The 19,260-nt window shown below is 61.6% G+C and carries 16 protein-coding genes and 1 pseudogene; 6 read left to right on the plus strand and 11 right to left on the minus strand.

What is annotated here, in order from left to right; all coding sequences use genetic code 11:
* Positions 1 to 49 precede the first annotated feature (49 nt).
* The 3 genes from ACZ51H_RS15010 (at position 50) to ACZ51H_RS15020 (ending at position 7,032) form a co-directional block, all read left to right on the plus strand.
* Entirely contained in the window at positions 50 to 3,787 is a 3,738-nt protein-coding gene (locus ACZ51H_RS15010) for a cadherin domain-containing protein (protein ID WP_464802916.1), read from the plus strand.
* 479 nt (positions 3,788 to 4,266) lie between these two features.
* Complete coding sequence (locus ACZ51H_RS15015; RefSeq protein ID WP_464802917.1) at positions 4,267 to 5,541, plus strand: MFS transporter; 1,275 nt, start codon at positions 4,267 to 4,269, stop codon at positions 5,539 to 5,541.
* 186 nt (positions 5,542 to 5,727) lie between these two features.
* Entirely contained in the window at positions 5,728 to 7,032 is a 1,305-nt protein-coding gene (locus ACZ51H_RS15020) for an NtaA/DmoA family FMN-dependent monooxygenase (RefSeq protein WP_464802918.1), read from the plus strand.
* 60 nt (positions 7,033 to 7,092) lie between these two features.
* Here ACZ51H_RS15020 and ACZ51H_RS15025 read toward each other — a convergent pair whose 3' ends face one another.
* The 5 genes from ACZ51H_RS15025 to ACZ51H_RS15045 all read right to left on the minus strand — a co-directional run bounded on the left by ACZ51H_RS15025 (position 7,093) and on the right by ACZ51H_RS15045 (position 11,975).
* Positions 7,093 to 7,467 (minus strand): group III truncated hemoglobin, encoded by a 375-nt coding sequence (locus ACZ51H_RS15025; protein WP_464802919.1) that lies wholly within the window; start codon positions 7,465 to 7,467, stop codon positions 7,093 to 7,095.
* Between the two features lie 18 nt (positions 7,468 to 7,485).
* The gene (locus ACZ51H_RS15030; protein WP_464802920.1) at positions 7,486 to 8,670 is read right to left on the minus strand and encodes a cytochrome P450; all 1,185 of its coding nucleotides are present in this window, start codon (positions 8,668 to 8,670) and stop codon (positions 7,486 to 7,488) included.
* Between the two features lie 148 nt (positions 8,671 to 8,818).
* Positions 8,819 to 10,765 carry a flavin-containing monooxygenase gene (locus ACZ51H_RS15035; RefSeq protein WP_464773176.1) on the minus strand — a complete coding sequence of 649 codons (1,947 nt, stop codon included), beginning with the start codon at positions 10,763 to 10,765 and terminating at the stop codon, positions 8,819 to 8,821.
* A 59-nt stretch (positions 10,766 to 10,824) separates the two neighbouring features.
* On the minus strand, positions 10,825 to 11,244 hold the full coding sequence (locus tag ACZ51H_RS15040) for a VOC family protein (protein WP_449469672.1): 420 nt from the start codon (positions 11,242 to 11,244) through the stop codon (positions 10,825 to 10,827).
* A complete protein-coding gene (locus tag ACZ51H_RS15045; protein WP_449469674.1) occupies positions 11,241 to 11,975 on the minus strand; it encodes a TetR/AcrR family transcriptional regulator in 735 nt (244 codons plus the stop codon). The genes ACZ51H_RS15040 and ACZ51H_RS15045 overlap by 4 nt, the downstream gene beginning before the upstream one ends.
* A 213-nt stretch (positions 11,976 to 12,188) precedes the next feature.
* On the opposite strand from ACZ51H_RS15045, the pseudogene ACZ51H_RS15050 reads away from it, so the two are divergent.
* Positions 12,189 to 12,935 (plus strand): annotated as a pseudogene (locus ACZ51H_RS15050) (SDR family NAD(P)-dependent oxidoreductase).
* A gap of 24 nt (positions 12,936 to 12,959) precedes the next feature.
* Positions 12,960 to 13,664 carry a pentapeptide repeat-containing protein gene (locus tag ACZ51H_RS15055; RefSeq protein WP_464802921.1) on the plus strand — a complete coding sequence of 235 codons (705 nt, stop codon included), beginning with the start codon at positions 12,960 to 12,962 and terminating at the stop codon, positions 13,662 to 13,664.
* Positions 13,665 to 13,722: 58 nt separating this feature from the next.
* Here the strand turns inward: ACZ51H_RS15055 and ACZ51H_RS15060 are convergent, their stop codons facing one another.
* The 4 genes from ACZ51H_RS15060 to ACZ51H_RS15075 form a co-directional block, all read right to left on the minus strand.
* Entirely contained in the window at positions 13,723 to 14,046 is a 324-nt protein-coding gene (locus ACZ51H_RS15060; protein ID WP_464795642.1) for a hypothetical protein, read from the minus strand.
* A 110-nt stretch (positions 14,047 to 14,156) separates the two neighbouring features.
* Positions 14,157 to 14,714, minus strand: coding sequence for a PRC-barrel domain-containing protein (locus tag ACZ51H_RS15065; RefSeq protein ID WP_464802922.1), 558 nt, complete (start codon positions 14,712 to 14,714; stop codon positions 14,157 to 14,159).
* Between the two features lie 153 nt (positions 14,715 to 14,867).
* On the minus strand, positions 14,868 to 15,281 hold the full coding sequence (locus ACZ51H_RS15070; RefSeq protein WP_196226758.1) for a GlcG/HbpS family heme-binding protein: 414 nt from the start codon (positions 15,279 to 15,281) through the stop codon (positions 14,868 to 14,870).
* Positions 15,282 to 15,360: 79 nt separating this feature from the next.
* Positions 15,361 to 16,944, minus strand: a complete 1,584-nt coding sequence (locus tag ACZ51H_RS15075; protein WP_464802923.1) for a hypothetical protein — start codon at positions 16,942 to 16,944, stop codon at positions 15,361 to 15,363.
* A 172-nt stretch (positions 16,945 to 17,116) separates the two neighbouring features.
* Between ACZ51H_RS15075 and ACZ51H_RS15080 the strand changes: the two genes are divergently transcribed.
* Positions 17,117 to 17,512, plus strand: coding sequence for a polyketide cyclase (locus tag ACZ51H_RS15080; protein WP_464802924.1), 396 nt, complete (start codon positions 17,117 to 17,119; stop codon positions 17,510 to 17,512).
* Between the two features lie 15 nt (positions 17,513 to 17,527).
* On the opposite strand, the gene ACZ51H_RS15085 is transcribed toward ACZ51H_RS15080, so the two are convergent.
* A complete protein-coding gene (locus tag ACZ51H_RS15085; protein ID WP_464802925.1) occupies positions 17,528 to 18,067 on the minus strand; it encodes a pseudouridine synthase in 540 nt (179 codons plus the stop codon).
* A gap of 3 nt (positions 18,068 to 18,070) precedes the next feature.
* Positions 18,071 to 19,210, minus strand: coding sequence for a JmjC domain-containing protein (locus tag ACZ51H_RS15090; protein ID WP_464803464.1), 1,140 nt, complete (start codon positions 19,208 to 19,210; stop codon positions 18,071 to 18,073).
* Positions 19,211 to 19,260 lie beyond the last annotated feature (50 nt).

A 19,260-nucleotide genomic window follows, 5' to 3' on the forward strand; every position in this document is an offset into this window, starting at 1 on the left:
CGGGCCGGGGGCAGGCCCCAGCCATCCTGGCACGAGATGGGGAGACGATATGGCCAGCTATTATAATGTTGTCGGCAGCTCGACAGTCACCGGCACGGCCGAGAAGGACCTGTTCTTTGCCTTCACCCGCCTGTCGAACCTGGATATCGTGCGGCCCGATGCCGTGCTGGCGCAGCTGGTGTGGAACACGGCGATCCTGACCGATGCGGGGACCCAATATCAGATCGCCGCGTCCAATATCCAGATTTCCATGGATCTGCTGCTGGGCAGCACCGGCACCGATATCGTCTATGGGTCCAACCTGTCCGACGCCATATTCTATAATAATGGGACCATTTCGGGCGGCTTTGGCGGCTTCGACAATATCGAGCAGTTCTGGCTGGGCGATGGCGATGATGTCATCGACCTGACCAACCATGGCGTCGGCGGCATCGATTATGCCAAGGACGTGTTGGTTCAGGGCGGCGCGGGCAACGACATCATCGTGGGCGGCGCGGGCAAGGACAACCTTCAGGGCGACGCAGGCGACGACATCATCTTCGGCTGGCGCGGCAGCGACAACATCTCAGGCGGGCTGGGCAACGACCGGCTGTATGGCGACGATCTGGGGTTCAACAATATATCGGGCGACGACATCATTGACGGTGGTGCTGGCAATGACCTCATCTGGGGTGGCCGGGGCAGCGACAAGCTGAACGGCGGGGATGACAATGACATCCTTTACGGCCAGGCAGGCGGCGACACGCTGTCGGGCGGCACTGGCGACGACATATTATATGGCGATGACGCGAACACATCCAGCAACGACACGTTGAACGGCGATTCCGGCAATGACCAGCTGTATGGCGGCGCTGGCAATGACGAGCTGTACGGCGGCACGGGCGACGATCTGCTCGATGGTGGGGCTGGCAATGATTATATGCACGGCGGGGCGGGCAACGACCGCATCCTGGCCGGGGCGGGCAACGACCTAATCGACGGTAGCGCCGACATCGACACGCTGGTCTTTTCCGGGAACCGGGCGGATTATATTTTCACGCTTCAACCCGACGGCAGCTATATTGCCGGTGATCTGCGTCCCGGATCGCCCGAGGGGACGAAGACGATCCGCAACGTCGAATTTTTCGAGTTCGCCGATGTGACGATCCCGTCGACGGGTCTTAACGCACCGCCGGTCATCACATCCAATGGCGGTGGCGTGAGCGCCGCGCTGTCCATCGATGAAAACAGCACGGCGGTCACCACCGTCGCGGCGACGGATACGGACAGCGGCCAGACCATAGGCTTTTCGATTGCGGGCGGTGCCGACGCGGCGCTGTTCGCTATCGATGCCGTAACGGGCGCGCTGCGCTTTCTGGCGGCGCCCAACTTCGAAAATCCGGCAGACGCGGACGGCGACAATGTCTATCAGCTGATCGTCGCCGCCAATGATGGCAATGGCGGCGTGGATACTCAAAGCCTATCCGTCACCGTGCGCGACGTGGCGGACGGGGTCGCGCCGGTCATCATCTCCAACGGCGGAGGCGCTGCCGCCGCGATCACTATCAATGAGAATGCGACCGCCGTCACCACCGTTACGGCTACAGACACCGATGGCCCATCGATCAGCTATTCGATCGCCGGAGGCGCCGACGCCGCGTTGTTCACCATCGACGCTGCGACCGGCGCCTTGAGCTTCAAGACGGGGCCGGACTATGAGGTGGCGGCGGATGCCGATCATAACAATGTCTATGACGTGATCGTGCAGGCCAGCGACGGCGCGAACGCCGATCGGCAGACATTGGCGGTTACGGTCGCCAACCTAAACGACAATGCCCCGGTCCTTACATCCTACGCCGGGGCGGCATCGGCGGCACTGTCGGTTGCGGAAAACAGCCTGCTGGCGGCGACCGTGCAGGCGAGCGATGCCGATGGCACGGCGCTGGGATACAGCATCAGCGGCGGAGCGGACGCCGCGCTGTTCACGATCGATGCGGTGACCGGAGCGCTCAGTTTCAAGGCGGCGCCCGATTTCGAAGCGCCCGGCGATGCCAATGGCGATCGCACTTATGATGTCGTCGTCACGGCCAGCGATGGCACCAACAATGTCGCGCAAACGCTGGCGATCAACATCACCAACGTCAATGACAATGCGCCGGTCATCACCTCCAACGGAGGCGGAGCCAGCGCGGCCATCAGCATGGCGGAAAACCAGGCGGCGGTCACGACCGTGATGGCCGCCGATGCGGACGGGACGGCCCCGAGCTTTGCGATCGCGGGCGGGGCCGATGCGTCGCTGTTCACGATCGACGCGGTGACGGGCGCAGTGTCCTTCCTGACCCCGGTGGACTATGAAAACCGCCTGGATGCGGACCAGGATGGCGTGTACCAGCTGATCGTGCGGGCGACCGATGGCAGCTATGTCGATGACCAGTTGCTGTCTATCAGCATCACCGACATATCGGAAATCGGCAAGACCATCATCGGATCGTCGGGCAACAACAGCATCAATCCGACGACGAGCGTGCTGGGTTACCAGACGACGGCGCTCAACGACACCATCTATGGCATGGCGGGGAACGACATCATCGATGGCGGCGCAGGCGCGGACTATATGGATGGCGGCACGGGCAACGACACCTTCTATGTCGATACCTATTCCGACGACGGCTTTGCCGGGAATGATGATCAGGTGATCGAACTGGCGTCGGGCGGCACCGACCTTGTCTACGCATCGGTCAGTTACCGGATGGCGGCGGAGGTCGAAAAGCTGACCCTGACCGGCCTTGCCCCGATCAATGGCATCGGCAACGATCTTGCCAACATCATCGTCGGGAATGAGGCAGCCAACCAGATTTTCGGCGGGCTGGGGCAGGACAATTTGTCCGGCAATGGCGGCAACGACCTGCTGGACGGCGGTGACGACAACGACCTGCTGTTCGGCGGCGACGGGAACGACACGCTGATCGGCGGGCTGGGGAATGACAGCCTGGATGGCGGAGCAGGCGCGGACAGCATGACCGGCGGCCTGGGCGATGACGTCTATGTGGTGGACAGCTGGTCCGATGACGGCAATGCCGCCAATGATGACATTGTCATCGAAGCCGTGGGCGGCGGCACCGATCAGGTCAATGCGTCCGTCAGCTATCAAATGGCGGCGGAAGTCGAAAAGCTGGTGCTGACCGGCGCTGGCAATATCGACGGCATCGGCAACGATCTGGCCAACACCATGACCGGCAATAGCGGCGCCAACAGCCTATGGGGCGGGTTGGGCAATGACTCGCTGGTGGGTAATGGCGGCAACGACAGATTGTTTGGCGAAGACGGCGGCGACCTTCTGGATGGTGGAGCGGGCGACGATTTTCTGGATGGCGGGGCATCGACCGACACGTTGAAGGGCGGAGCGGGCGCCGACATCCTGATCGGCGGCGCGGGCAAGGATACGCTGACGGGCGGCACGGAAGCGGATACGTTCGTCTTCGCAGGGCTGGCATCATCGCTGAACAGTTCCAGCTATGACCGCATCAATGACTTCCGTATCGGCGAAGGGGATCGCATCGATTTCGATTTCCTGAACGGCAGCCTGCCCGCCGTCGATTATGCCGAGGCGGCGATCGCGACCAACAATTTCGCCGACGCGCTGAACGCTGCCAAGGTGACGGCGGGCGTCAACCATGTGACCTTCATTGCCGGGACGACCGACGGCTGGATTTTCTACGACGGCAATGGCGACGGCACATTCGAACAGAGCGTGATACTGGTCGGGGTCAATACGCTGGCGGGCGTGGATGTGAGTAGCTTTATCTAGAGCATGATCCGATCAGACTGGATCGGATCATGCTCTATTCGTCCTTTGTTTTCCGCATTTTCCGAGCCAGCAGATGATGCCATCTGCTTCGAAAATGCTCTAGGGACGCAAGATGCGGGTTTAGGTCGGTGTCGGCGCGGCTGAGTTCCTCGACCAGGAACTCCGTTGGCCGGCCGCAGGACCGCCTGGGAACCATAATGACCGATCCATATTGAGGTCGAAGAACGGGTCTTTGGCGCGGTGTTCACGCACTTTCGCGAACGAACCATGGCCTTCATGGAATGGCGCCTTATGAAACAGTTGACGAACGTCAACGGGTGGGCCAGCATCCCGTCGATTCGCGCCGGGTCGCCGCCAACACTTTGCCTGAACTTTGGAAGAAGCGTTCGCTGGAGAAGTGATGGGCCTACCATCTTCCTGGCGGTGGTCGGACAATTTTTAGGGACGATCGTTCGTCCGGTCGCAAAGGCGGTAAATGCATGACTGAAGTTGTGAGCATGGGTGGTCAGGGCATCGCGCTGCAGCGACGCAGGCGCGGGATGCTTTTGCGGGCCATGTTCGCGCAAAATGTCGGGACGGGTTGTGCGTTCGGTGGTCTGGGCGTCAGCGTCCTTGCATTGCAGGATCGGTACGATGCGTCATTGGCCATGGCCACGATGGCTCTCTCCCTTGCCGTCCTGTCGCTCACCGCATTTGGCCCGCTGATAGCGGTTGCGATTGGTCGATGGGGCCTTCGCCGGGTCATGTCGACCGGCGTCTTCATCTCCCTGATCGGATATACGGCGCTGGCCTATGCGCCGACCATGCCGATCGCGCTGGCGGTGTGCGGCCTTCTGATCGGTCCCGGCGCTGCCCTGTTTTCTGCTCTGCCGCCTGCGGTCCTGGCGAGTGGCTGGTATCCCGAAGCGCGGGGCAAGGTGATGGGCATTGCCTTTCTGCCCCTATTCGTGACCGTCCTGCCCGTCATTGGGGTGAGCATCATCCAAAATTATGGATTGAAAAGCTTTTTCCTGTTGCTCGCCGGCCTGCATCTGCTCTTGCTGCCGCTGACCTTGACGGTGATCGATCCTCCGGTCGAAGCGTCGGACGAATCCGGCTGGGCCGAGGGGGTGACATCGGGTCCGACGCAGATCGCCATTTTGAGCGGCGCGCTGTTCTGGCTGATCGCGGTCGGTGACGGCATCCTGAATGGCACGGCCATCATGGGTGGTGCGCATCTTCTGCCCATCGTCGAGGGATATCATGGGTCTTTGCAGACGGGAGCAGTGCTGCTCGCCGTTTCAGGCGTGGCCAGCATCGTCGGCTCGCTGGTGGCGGGCTTTGCGTGCGACCGGGTCGGTTCGGCCAGGACTCTCGGCCTCGTCGGCCTGGGCTTCGCTGCGGCCTGGGCGATCATGGGCCTGTCAGGAGGGATGTTCGCATTGAATGTCGCGGCGTTACTGACCGGTTTTTGCGGCGCCTCGGTTTTCCCTCCGATCAGCGCGCTGGTCGTTCAGCTTTATGGTTTTGAGGCCTTGCCAAAGGTCCTGGGTCTGCTGAGCGTCATGACGCTGCCATTCTCTTTCTTCATGTCGCCTGCCGCAGGATGGCTGCGTGACTTTGCGGGCAGTTATGAACCGGTATTTGTCGGCGTGTTTGCACTCTGCGCCTTTGCGGCTGCCATATTCTTCGGAATGAGCAGATATCATGCGCGCAATAGGGAGGTGCAGCTGGATATTCCCGACGCCGGGCTGCCGCCTGCGAAAGCAGCCTGAAAAAAGGCGTTCCGCAAGGGCGGATAAATTCACTCGCCGTTTGGTTGAACAACGTCAACTATTGATAATGTTCAGCGAGCGTCGGGGCCGTTGAAGCGGGTCCGGCGGCATGTTTGCTTTCCCCATGTGCTGCGGACGCATAGGGGGAAACAGGCGTGGAAATACTGGTGAGAAAGGTTTCCGTCGATGGCCCACACGAAATTCCACCTTGGCTATTTCACGAAGTTCGGCGCGACGTCTTGGCCGGGCGATGGCAAGGAGCTTGGATCGCAATGGGCGGATGGTTCCTACCATAAGGAACTGGCCAAGATGCTGGAGGCGGCGAAGTTCGACTTCATCTTCTTCGAAGACACGGTGATCGTTGGCGATCGCTACGGCGGTTCGATGGAGCTGGACCTTAAGAATGCGACGCTGTCGCCCAAGCTCGATCCCCTGCCGCTGCTCCCGGTGATGGCGCAGGAAACATCGCATATCGGCTTGATCGCGACGGCTTCGACGACCTTCTACCCACCCTATCTGCTTGCAAGGCTGCTCTCCACCATCGACTCCCTGACGAAGGGGCGCGCGGGATGGAACATGGTGACGTCGAGCGAGAAGAACGCGGCGCTGAACTTCGGCATGGAAAAGCTGCTGCCCCCCAGCGAGCGCTATGACGTCGCCGATGAGTTCGTCGAACTGTGCAAGAAGCTGTGGGATAGCTGGGAAGAAGGGGCACTGGTCGCGAACACCGAGACAGGCGTCTATGTCGATCACACCAAGGTCCATACCGTCAATTTCGAGGGGCAGCATTTCCGTTCGCGCGGGCCGTTGAACACGTTGCGATCGCCGCAGGGCTATCCCGTTCTGGCGCAGGCGGGCGCGTCCGAGCGTGGACGGCAGTTTTCGTCCAAGAATGCCGAAGTCGTGCTGGGCATGATGACCGGCGGGGTGAAGGGCATGAAGGCCTATCGCGAGGACATCCGCAACCGCGCCGAAAAACAGGGCCGCGATCCTGATAGCATCAAGGTGTTCTTCCTGACGCCGGTCAACATCCTGCCCGACGGCGGAGAGCCGCCCGAAATGACCGAAGCCGAAAAGCAGGCGGCGTTCGAGCATAATATCGTCATGGCTTCATCCTCGCTCGACATCGACTTTTCGCTCTACGATGTGGATGCGCCCGTGCCGCAGGACATTGTGGCAGGCGGCCACACCAGCGCACTGGAACATATGAAAAAGGCCGGGCGGGAGGAGGGCAAATCCCTTCGCGACCTGTTTTCCTCAGGGAAAGGGGGCAGCGGCTCCCGATTCAGGGGCACGGCGCAAGAGGTCGCGGATCAGCTGATGGCGGTCATGGACGAAGTGGGTGGCGACGGCATATTGATCGAAGGCTCCGGCTATAATCGCCAGCTGCCCGATCTGGTCAATGGCGTCATCCCTGCCCTTCAGAAGGCGGGCGCGGTGCGCACCGAATATGAGGGCAAGACGCTGCGCGAAATCCTGCGCGAATTTTGAGGTCCGGTTGTCGGCATTGGTGGCGGACGGTTGCGTTGCGATCGTCCCTGCTCACCCGGCTTAAGCCTTCCTGTCCCGGTAGAATTGAACGCCCAATTGCAGGCTTTCCGCGATCCGGTCGGCCTTCTCCTGAAAGGCCGCTGCGACGTCTGGCGCGAGGATGTCACCGCTCGTCTGTCGCCATAGGGCAAGCCAGCGGCTGAAATTATCGGCGGTCATGTGCGGTTCGTGCCGGACATGCGCGACCATCGGCTGCCCCTTGTACCGGCCGGTTCCCAGCATCACCGATGACCAGAATGCCTTGAGCTTTTCCAGATGAAGCGGCCAGTCGTCGATCGCCTGATTGAATATCGGCCCAAGGATCGGGTCCGCGCGCACCCGATCGTAAAAGGCGGGAACCAGCCGGTCGATATCCTCTTCGCTTATCTTGCTCATCAGTCAGGCGGTATTCGCTCAGTCACAGGAAATGAGGGCATTGCGCAGTTCATAGCCCGTCACCAGCGGATTCCACGCTAGTGTCGGCGCGCGGTCGAGCTTCAGGCCCGGCACCTGCAACAAGCGTTCGAGGAAGAGGCAGCTTTCCTGAAGGGCGACCTGTGCGCCGGGGCAACGATGTTCGCCATCGCCGAAGGAGAGGCCCGCATTGCCATATTTGGCGCTGACTTCCCGGCCCGGCACAAACTCGCAAGGCCGCTCGCCAAAGGCCGTTGTGTCCGTGTTCGCGGCGCGTACGTCGATGGCGACAGCGGCACCGGGAGGCGCGCCCGCTGCCTCCGCCTCGTCGGCTGGCATGCGCCGGTAGAGATAGCCGACGACCGGCTCGAGCCGCAGCAATTCCTCCAGCAGGGCGATCTTCCCCTTTTCATCTGCGGCGAGGAAGGCGGCCCTCAAATCTTCACGCTCCAGCATATGCCAGGCGGCCATGACGATGAACTCGCGCGTCGTCGCCATTCCAGCGGCGCCATAGACCAGACATTCGGTCAATATCTCCCGGCCATTATAACCTTCGTCGATAAGGTGGGAGATGACATCGTCCCGCCGCTGCTTGCGCCGCGCGCGGATCGCTGGCGCGACGTCATGATAATAGAAGGACAGCACCCGATATTGGGATTGCACGAATTTGACCAATGACGCCAACTTGCCCGGATGCGGGCGGAAATCGCCGGTAAAGAACACGTCCAGCCGCCGTGCCAGTCCCTTTGGATCGCTGTCGGTCAGGCCGACGATATGGCTGGCGACAGCGACGGCTAGCTCAAGGCTGAGCTGGTCGAGGAAGGCGGTCTTGTCCTTCACGAACCGGGAAACCAGCATGTCGCTGAGTTCTACCATCAACTCGCGATAGTGGGTGGTGACGATGCGGGGCGTGAAGAAACGGGCGGTAGCGCTGCGCTGAACGCGATGCGTTTCGCCTTCGAGGAACAGGATTGGCTGGCGCGTCGCGCTGCCGATCTTGCCGACCTGTTCGGCGAGGAAACCGGCCTGGCGTACATTCTGATTGCGAAGGATGGCACGCGCTTCGGCGAAATCGCGGGTGCGCATATCGGGATCGACGGTCCCACCGGCGTCGGCGGCTGCGGCTGACTTGCGGTCATCGCCCTCGCGATGAAAAGGACAGGCGGCGGAAAGGCGAGCGTCCATCAGCGTCGACCCTCATATGATGCACGACGAGCGCCTAACTTAGGCCCCCCCCGATGCCGGTCAAGGCCCCACCTGTCCTGATCAATCATTTGGGGAGGGGAGGCGCCTGTCCGCGCAGCAGCCCGGCTCCTCCCCCCCGTCCTTATGGTCAGTCGAACTTATAGTCTTCCAGCACGGGCTCTTGCAGCTCGTTCCACATGTCGACGAGCCGGAACGGCCAGGGACCGACGGGCCGGCCCTTGCTGTTCTGATAATAGCTTTTCGACTTGGGATGGGTCCAGATCATGTGCTTCATCTGGTCGTCGATCCGCTTGTTGTGACGCAGGAAGGCTTCCTCCGTCACTTCGATCGTGCGGGCGCCGGTCGCGATCATGTGATCGAGACATTCGATCAGATAATGGACCTGCGATTCGCTGACGATGTTGAGGCCGCCTGCGTGGTTCGGGCCGATATTGGGGCCGGTCGACAGGAAGTAGTTGGGATAGCCGGGGATGGTCGTGCCCATATAGGCGCGCTCTTCCTCGTCCGCCCAGTCCACCGCCAGATCATGACCATCGCGGCCCTTGATCTCCAGATCCTGCACCAGCGACGATGCGTTGAAGCCGGTCGCGCAGATGATCACGTCGAGTTCGTAGAACTTGCCGTCGTTCGTGCGGATGCCGTTCGGCAGGATTTCGGCGATGCCCGCCGTCTCCAGCGTCGTGTGCGGCTGGACGAGGGCATCGTACCAACCCGCGTCCATCACGACGCGCTTGGAAAAGATCGGGAAATCGGGCGTCAGCTTTTCGATCAGGTCAGGGCGTCCCGCCAGCTTGTGATGCATGTGCGACAATGCATATTGGCGCATACCTTCATTGAGCGCCGACACGGCGATGCCGTCTTCGGGGTAGGACGGGTCCTTCACCACATTGGGGTAAAGGCCATCGGCGGCGAACCAGAATACGCGGAAACGGAACCATTCCTTGTAATAAGGGATGTGCCGCAGCGCCCATTTCACCGGGTCTGGGACTTCCGCCTTCACTTCGGGATTGTTGATCATCCAGTGCTTGGTGCGCATGAAGACGACCAGTTCATCCACTTCCTTGACGATCGTGGACACGATCTGCGCGGAGCTGGCGCCGGTGCCGATGACGGCGACCTTCTTGCCCTTCAGGTCGATATTTTCGTCATAGTCGGCCGAGTGGGTGATGATGCCCTTGAAGCTTTCGATGCCGGGGATCTCGGGCAGCTTCCAGCGGTCGGTGGTGCCGAACGCGTTGAACACGGCATTGGCCTTGATGACTTCGCGCTTGCCGGTGTTCAAATCCTCGATGGTGACGTTCCACACGGCTTCATCCTGATCGAAGACCAGGCTGTGCACCATGGTCTTGAACCGGATGTTGCGGCGGACGTCATATTTGTCGGCCACGGCGCGGAAATATTCGCGCATGTCCGCGCCATGCGGATGGTAGTGGTTCCATTCCGGGCTGATTTCGAAGGAATAGGAATAGAAGTGGCTGGGCGTATCCACGCCGACGCCCGGATAGCGGTTCTTCCACCAGGTGCCGCCGACTTCCTCATTCTTTTCGATGATCACATGATCGTAACCGGCGCGCTCCAGCTCGATCCCGGCGAGAATGCCGGTAAGGCCCGCGCCGATGACCAGCACCTTGAAGCCAGTCGGAGGAGGCGTGCGGCCGGACTGTTCCTTGCGCGCGGGGCTGCGCTTGAAGCCGCCCTGTTCGACGACCATGGGGACGAATTCGTCCTCCACCGGCTCGCCGACGCCGATGCTCATCATCTTTTGCATCAGTTCGATCGGTGGATCTTCCGACTTGGCCGCGCCCGGCGTCGTCAGCACATGGACCAGCTTTTCATGCAGGTCGTCGATGCAGTCCTGCGGGATCACATAGTCGGGGTTGGTGTAAGGGGGGTGAATGTGGACCTGGAAGTTCTGAAGCATCGATTCATCATGCGTCAGATGCACATAGACCATCAGCAAGGTCTGGAGATTGGCCGCCTTAAGCGCTGCGCGCAGTTCGGGGCCATCAGCCAGCGGAAGGGGGCGGCTGCCACTGTCAAGCATGTTCGGCAAAGTCTTCGTTCTCATATCCATATGTCTCTCCATGAGAGCTGGGGATCTGTGGGGGATGCGGGGGCGATGTCGCCCTGCCGTTATCTCGCCATCATCTCCACATTCTCGCTCAACCGTCCTTCAGGGTCGCTGGTGAACAGGACGCGCACGCCATGTTCGGGCATTTCGCGAACCGGGCCGACATGCTTGCCGCCGTGCGCGAGCACCCGTTCGGCAAGCGCGTCGAGGTCCGTGGTGATGAATCCAAGGATCACTTCCCGGTCGCGTGGAGCAGGCCTATCTAAAAAGTTGATCATCGTCAACGATTCTGCGCCCATGCTTTCGCCCGGACCCATAATCACTTCGCGCAGGCGCCCCATAACGGCGGGATCGCCCGATTCCACGCGGTGCAGGCTGTTGAGCCCGTACACCGCGCCATAATAGGCGGCCATGGCTTCTTCATCCTGCACGATCAGCTTTGTGAAGCCGAATCGCGTGTCGCCTGCATTGCTCAAAGTCATTCTCCCGTCATTTCCGATTGCGCGTTCGCCGCCTCCGCGATGATGCGTTCCAGGCCGGCTATGATGTGGGTGAAGCCGTAGGTGAGGGCCGCTTTCCGATCGACCTGCAGCAGGTCGTGCTGAAGACCCTGCAACAACGCAGCTTCATAGGCCGTCAGGGCATGGATATGCGCGGTCGTCCGCTGGTTGTTGTGCTCTGGAGGAGGCGGCTGGGACGTGATGAAGCCGAGAGCCGATGTCGTGAACCACCGCACCGCAAAGGCAAGGTCGGGGCCGGTCAGCCCTTGCGCCCTGATCAATTCCACCACGGGTATCCATGTGCGCAACCAACCCGGCGACGCATGGCCATCCCACAAGCTGAGCTTCATCGCGACGGGATAGCGCTGGAAGAGATCCTCTGTCGCCCACAACCACTGGCGCACTTCGTCCTGCCAGGGCGCGCCCTTTGCCGGATAATCGAACCGGCTATATATTTCGTCGGCGACGGCGATCAGCAGATCGTCGCGGCTGGGGAAGTAATTATAAAGGGTCATGACCCCGGCTTTCAGGCTCTTTGCGAGCAGACCCATGGAAAATCGGTCGATCGACATTTCGTCGAGCAGGACCAGTGCCGCCTGGATGATCGTGCCGCGCGACAGCCGGGGAGGTCGCCCACGCCCGCGCGCGGAAATACCCGGCTGAGAAGCAGCGTCGAGCGCCGTCCTGTCCCCGATGTTCAAACCGCCCGTCATCTTGACCGCTCCCACTCTTATATCTTGTCAGAAATAAGGGTTTGGGCTCTTCTGTCAATTTACGTATGCTATACGAGATCACTGACGCCAGTTGGTCCGCAAGGGAAACATCCTTGTTGATCGGCGGTGCGGCTGCGTCCAACTTGGCGATCAGCTTTTCCGCCAGGTGGGCAAGCCATGGATCAGAACAGATTGTCGATGGAGAAAAGAGGCATGCAGAGGTTCAGGGACAAGTCCGTCGTCATTACCGGCGGTTCCAGCGGTATCGGCCTCGCCGCGGCCCAGCGGATCATGGAGGAAGGTGGATCGGTGCTGATCACTGGATCGAACCGGGAAAGACTGGACAGCGTCGCGGCGCAGTTGCCCGGCGTGCATGTCCTGCAAAATGACGCGTCCCGTCCGGAAGCCGCCGAAGCGCTCGCGCAGGAAGCTGCCCGCCTGTTCGGCAAGATCGATGGCCTGTTCCTGAACGCAGGCGTCGGGGCAGGCGCGCCGCTTGGCCATATCAGTGCTGACCTTTACCGGAACCTCATGGACCTGAATGTCGGCGGGCCGATCTTCGGGACGCAGGCGATGGCGCCGTTGATCCGCGACGGCGGTTCAATCCTGATCACGGCATCCGTCGCGAAGGACAAGGGGCTGCCCGCAAGCGCCCTTTATGGCGCCACCAAGGGGGCCGTCCGCTCGCTTGCAAGAGGCTTTGCCTATTAGTTGGCCCCGCGTCGCATCCGCGTGAACACATTGAGCCCCGGACCGATCGCGACCGACTTTTTCAACCGCCTCGGCCTGCCCGAAGAGCATATTGCGGCGGTCGAACTGCAGATGGCCGGGAACAATCCCTTAGGCCGCCTTGGAACGGCGCAGGAAGCGGCGGCGGTCGCCCTGTTCCTGCTGTCTGATGAGGCAAGCTATGTGACGGGGTCGGACTATTTCGTCGATGGCGGGGAAGCGCAGCTTTAGCATAGCTGGTCTGCCCGGGAGATCATGTCTAACAGCATCCAGATGCAGCATGTTAGTGATAGCCAAGTGATCCGCGGGCAGACTTTGGCGCGCCAGGATATCGAAGCGCTGATGGGCGCGCCGCGTTCGTTGGCCGAGTGCGTGATGGAGGGTGAGGACTTGTCGCATCTGGACCTGTCCCAATGGTCGTTTCAACAATGCGACATGCGACGCACCGATTTCACCGGCGCAAAACTTGATCGCAGCGACTGGCAGTCGTGCCGCGCCGCTTCGGCCAATTTCACAGCTTGTGATCTTGGCGAAGCGCGCTTTGCCAACAGCGATCTCAATGGCGCTTCGCTGAAGCGTAGTATGTTGCAAGCGACGCATTTTTTCGGCTGCAAGCTTACGGGTGCCGACCTGTCGGATGTTCGGGCGCTAGACATCCATTTTGAAGAAACGCTGCTGATCGGTGCGAAGCTGACCGGGCGTTCCTTTATGAAGGCGAGGCTGGCACGGGTCGATTTTTCTCAGGCGGACCTGCGCAAATGCGATTTTCGCATGGCGTCCTTCGAGGATTGCAGCCTGCGGGAGGCGCTGCTGACCGGCGCCCGGTTCGAAGGCGCGGACCTGCGCGGTGCTGACCTTGGCGGCGTAAGGCTGGAGGATGCATCCCGCTTTCGTGGCGCGACCATATCGCGGGAGCAGGCGGGGCAATTGCTCAGCGAATTGGGATTGAACGTGCGATGAGGGTTCGAGTCCCTCGCTCGCGTCGCTCAATTCGAACGGGCGTCGGGATCATGCACCCTTAATTGTCGCAATATTCCCAACGCCCGGCGTTGCAGGCCGCCACTGCGCGCCGCCATGACGCCATCTGGCGATCATAATCCGCGCGAGCATCGGCATAGCCTTCGCCGCCGCCCTGCGCACGGCGATAGTTGCGCATGATCCGCGCATCGCGGTCGCGAACATAGGCGAGCTGCTGCTGGTTCATCTGCCGGATGATTGCCCGGTCACGTGCCCGTGCCGCAGAACTGCGCATGGTGGGGTCATGCGGATCGTCCGCGAGCGCAACTGCTGGAAGCAGCGCGGCACCGAGCGCGGCCACGCATGCGACTATCCTGACCTTCATGGACCCTTGCCCCTCTTTTTTCCCTTTCCCTGCTAATCGCGATCCGTTCCGCCGAAGGCAACGGATTTGCGACGAACGGCAGGTCGCAGCCTTCCCCCCTTACGCTTCGGTCATGGTGCATCGCCCTGGGGCAGTTCGGCGGGGGCGGCTGGCCAGTCGCCATCCTGTAGCGGCGGCAATGCTTCGAACCAGGCGCTGTCCCGATTGAGTGTGAAGCGATCGCAGGAAAAGCGGATATCGTCACGGGCCACGGCGCGCAGAACTTCATGGATGCCGCCCACCCCGCTGGCGCTGATGACGACATAGCTGACACTGCCGTTTTCGCAGGTGACGAGGGCTTCGACGACCTTGCCGACCGTCTCCCCGTCGGATGCCGTGACCGGCAGGCCCGCGATGCCGGTAGCCGTAAAGAGGGTCGGGTAGGGCGATCGGCGGCTGGATTGGGCGGCCGACTTGCCCCCATCCTCATAGGCGCGCTGGCGGCCGAGCCATCGCCACACGCCGATAAGGTTGACGAAGGTGAGGAAGCCGTTTGTCGCGACGAGGTTCGTCTGGCCGGAGGACAGGCCGACGACCGACCAGGCGATCGATCCAAGGGTGAACACGACAAAACCCCAGCCGGTGACGCGCGCGCCCAGATTGGCGGCAGTCATCATCGCGGCGATCATGGTCGCTATGGGCGCGACCCAGCCAGCAAGATTTTCCAGAGCAGGCTCCTACATTCGAAGCATCGAACGACGCTTCAACGCGCGCAAGCCATGTTGGTGGCGGCGTGAAGCGGGAGCCTTGCAAAAATGGGTGGCGAGAGTCGCGGCCCTTGCTTAGCCCTGCGGCAGGATCGCGGCGATTCCGGCGCGCGCGATTTGGGCGTCCTGATCCGACTTCACCCCGGAAACGCCCACGGCGCCGACATAGTCGCCGTCGATGACGATCGGGACGGCGCCTTCGAGCATGGCGGGCATGCCGGGCGCCGACAGCATCGAAACGCGGCCATTGAGCACCAGATCCTCATAGACCTTCGTTTCCCGGCGGCCGAGCATGGATGTGGATGCCTTTGCCTCCGCCATCTTCACGGTGCTGGCAGCGGCGCCATCCAGACGGATGAGGCCAAGCAGATGCGCGCCGTCATCGACGATCGCGATGGTCACGGCCCAGCCATTGGCCAAAGCCTCTGCTTCAGCTGCGGCGAGGATCGCCTTTACATCATTTGCTTCAAGGCAGTGCTTGGTCTTCATGCCACTCGATCCGTTATTGATGCGCCGGGGGCGCTTGAGGAAAAGCGCGCCTTATCACCCGCCGCGCGTCTTGCCAGCATTATAGAGGGGGAGGCGGCTGGGAGAGGCTCTGATCCGCTTCGACGGGGATGGTCAGCAATTCGGGCTTTTCCCCGCCGAACGACTGGATCGCGACGGTCACATTGCCTGCCGTCGTGACGTCTGAGAGAGGCATGTCGATGGCAATGGCGTCGTCGCCGGATGCCTGCCATTTTACCGCGACGCTCCGCCCTTCCGGCAGCTGGACGGCAACATTCTTCACGCAAGCGGTCGTGGGGCCGGTCAGCAGCAGCCTGTCATTCCTTCCCGCTATCAGGCGCTGGTCGGCGGAGGGACGTAAGCTGCCCGCTTGCGGGAATTGGAGGGCAAATTCCGGCCCGTCAAAGGATTCAAAACCCCAGTGGCCGTGCAAGCGGCCCTTCATCGGCCCGCTCAAGTCCTCAACTTTGAAGGAAGGCGCGAATATGTAGCCGCCTTTGTCGGCTTGCGCGATGAGCGGTGCTTCGACCATGTGGCCGTCCTTGTCCGTCAGCCGCAAGACCATGTTGTGGGCATAGTCGGTGGCGAAGACGAGCGGCGCGCCATCGACGCCCAGGACGATGCCCGGCCGTGTCCCGCAGATCGGAGCGTCGCTGCTCCGGCGTAGGGGTGGGGGAACATTCTTTTCGATCGCGGGCAAGGCGGCCACGAGCACGGACTTGGGCTTGCGGAAGGAGGGCGCACTGTTCAGCAACAAGGACACGGACTTGCCATTCTGAATGCCGAGCGCGGGCAGATAGTTGAATTCCGGATTGTTGAACGCGCCGAATATGCGCGCAAGGTCGCGGACTACGCCGATATAAGGGCTGTAAAAGCCATAGCCCCCCTCTCGCGTCGCGCTGAGTTGCAGGGCGAGGTCGGTCGGGGCGCCGATGATGGTTTCGGTGAGCGAATTGCTGTGGATGTCGCCCAGCACCAGACTGTCGCGATTTTCAACGAGGCAGGCGGCTTGGAACTCGACGATTTTCGCCAGGCAGTCGGGGTTGAGTTTGACGGCAAGGCTTGAGGACAGGATCGGGGCGACATTCCTCAGATATTCAGGGTGGCTGTTTTCCTGCGATCGGATGCCGAGGATGAAGGCATTGAGCCTGCTCCGGTCGAGCGAAGCCTTGTTGATGTCCTGTGTCACGCGGACGAATTCGCCCGGACGGCCCCGGATCGCGTCGGAAATGGTGCTGAGGTCGCCGCCGGTATCGGGCACCATGAACAGCACCAGCTGGCGCGCATGATCCGGCACGGTCAGTTTCAATATCCGTTTCCGGTCCTTGCTCTGCCATGTTTCGGCGCTGGAAATCCAGCTCTTGGGTGGCGGGTTGGTGACGCCGCGCAGGAATGCCGACACCAAGCGGTAGCGGACTGACTGGTCTTCGGGCAGATTGGCTTCGATCCTGACGACGTCGCCCGACGCCAGTGCGGGCACTTGCCCGATCGGCAGGGTTCGCCCTGCGCGGCTGACCGTCACCAGCAGTTCGGGGCCGGGGAGGTCGAAGGGCGCCGGGTCTGCCGCGGACGCGGCGACGGACGCCATGCCGGTGGCGAGGGCGAGGATGCAAAGGCGTGTCGAACTGATCCGGCGATAGGTCATGCATTCTCCCTGCGCGGGTAAATCGAGCCGTCAAGAGAGAAGGCGGCCCTTTTCGCTTTGCCGATCCACTGGGAAGGCAGGATGTTCCTAGGTCGGCAAGCTTTGCGGCCTTTTCGGACATTCATGAAACAGGCTAAAGGGGTTTTCCGTTACATCACGACAGGAGACAGCAGTGTTACCCGCCCGGACTTTCAGCGTGTCGATCAATCAGGAATGGCGGGCTCTTTACGAAAGGATGTGGCGTCCCGAATTTTTCCCCCAATGGGCCTCTGGCCTGGCGGAATCGGGTTTGCGCGAAGATGGGGACGGTTGGCTGGCCGATGGACCGGAAGGGCCGATCCGTATCCGCTTCACGCCCCATAATGATCTGGGGGTGATGGATCATCAGGTGGATCTGGGAGCTGGCGATCAGGTCCATGTCCCCTTGCGCGTCGTGCAAAATGGGGAAGGCGCGGAAGTCATGCTGACGCTCTTTCGCCAGCCGGGCATGGATGATGAAAGGTTCGCGGCCGACATCCGATGGGTCAACCGCGATCTCAAAGCGTTGAAACGGCTAATCGAAGGCTGAGAGGCCTGCGGGATATCATGCCTCCCGCCATTGTCCCTGCTCAATGCCGTCCAGCGTCCAGTCTCCAATGCTCCACCGGACAAGGCGCAAGGTGGGGTGGCCGACGGCTGCCGTCATCCGGCGCACCTGCCGGTTACGCCCTTCGCGGATCGTGAGGCGGAGCCAGCAGTCGGGCACGCTCTTGCGGAAGCGCACCGGCGGATCGCGCGGCCAGAGGGCAGGCGGGTCGATGCGTTCCACCAGCGCGGGCAGGGTAAGCCCGTCCTTCAGCTTGACCTTGCTTCGCAGCGCCTCCAGTTCCGCCTCGCCGGGATCGCCCTCCACCTGAACCAGATAGGTCTTGGGCGTCTTGAACCGGGGGTCGGCGATACGCGCCTGCAACCGCCCGTCATCGGTCAACAGCAGCAGCCCCTCACTGTCGAGGTCGAGCCGCCCGGCAGGGTAGACGCCCGGCCTGTCGATGAACGCCGCGAGTGTTGGCCGTGGGGGTCCGGTACTCTCATCGGTAAACTGGCACAGCACGCCATAGGGTTTGTTGAAGAGGATGAGGGCCATTGATCAATCCTCCTCATCGAAGGCGAGGCTGCCCTGATCGATCAGCGCCTTGATGAGCGCGACCGCGCCGGGGTTTTGCGCAAGGTCCGGATTGGTCGCGACCAGGGGGCTTGAGCAGAGTTGTTCGGCGAGGGAGGCAGTGTCGGCCCCACAATCGAAGCAATGGCCGTCCACGAACAGCAGAATGGATGATCCCTGCCGGATGAAGGAATACCGGCTGGCCGGGTTGCGCTGGAGCGATGCCCCTTGGGCAAGCCATGCATCGGCTGCAATCGGTTCATCGGGCCGCCAATCGGCATCGGAATATTTAGGCGCGCTGGTATGAAGTCCGAACCAGCGGGCGAAGGCATCGCGATCGGCCAATGCCTCCATCACCATTGCATGCAGCCGGTCGAGCGCAGGCGCGGTGATTTCTCCCGGATTGGACTGTCGGGCGAGATCGGAGTCGGCATAACGATCCTCCTCCGCCAAGCCGTCCGCCTGATGCGCGGACCAGCCTTCGACAAGGTCGGCGCGGGAAGGCGCACGAAACCCGATCGAATAGGTCATGCAATCATCGCCAACCGCCACGCCATCATGGGCAAAGCAGGGTGGCACGTACAGAATATCGCCGGGTTCCAATATCCAGTCACCCTCCGCTTCGAAGTCGGCGATCAGGCGTAGATCGTCATGCGGCAGCAAAGGTGTCGCCGAACTGCATATTGGTCCGACGCGCCAGCGTCGTTTGCCGAGGCCCTGCACCAGAAAGACGTCATATTGATCGAAATGCGGCCCGACGCCCCCCCCGTCCGTGGCGTAGCTGACCATCACATCGTCGATGCGCCAGTCGGGGATGAAGCGAAAGGGCTCCAGCAGGGCCGCGACGCCGGGGGCGTGGTGGTCCACCGCCTGCACCAGTAGCGTCCATGGCCCGGTTCCGAGTTCGCCAAAGCGCGTCTCTGGCAGGGGACCGCTTTCCATCGTCAGTTGAATAGCTTGTCGCGTGATAAGGCGGGATTCGATGCCCTCTTCGCAGGCGAGTCCGGCCAGTTCGTCCGGATCGAGCGGATTGTCCCAGTCCTTCCACGGATTGCGGATCAACAGCGGCCGCTTTTGCCAATAATCGCGGAGGAAAATGTCGATGTCGAAATGGGCAAGTTGCATAGGATGCCCATGCGCCCCCGGCAGGCGGCTGTCAAAAAACTCGGATCGGC

It is taken from the genome of Sphingobium sp. TomMM15 (assembly GCF_055397045.1).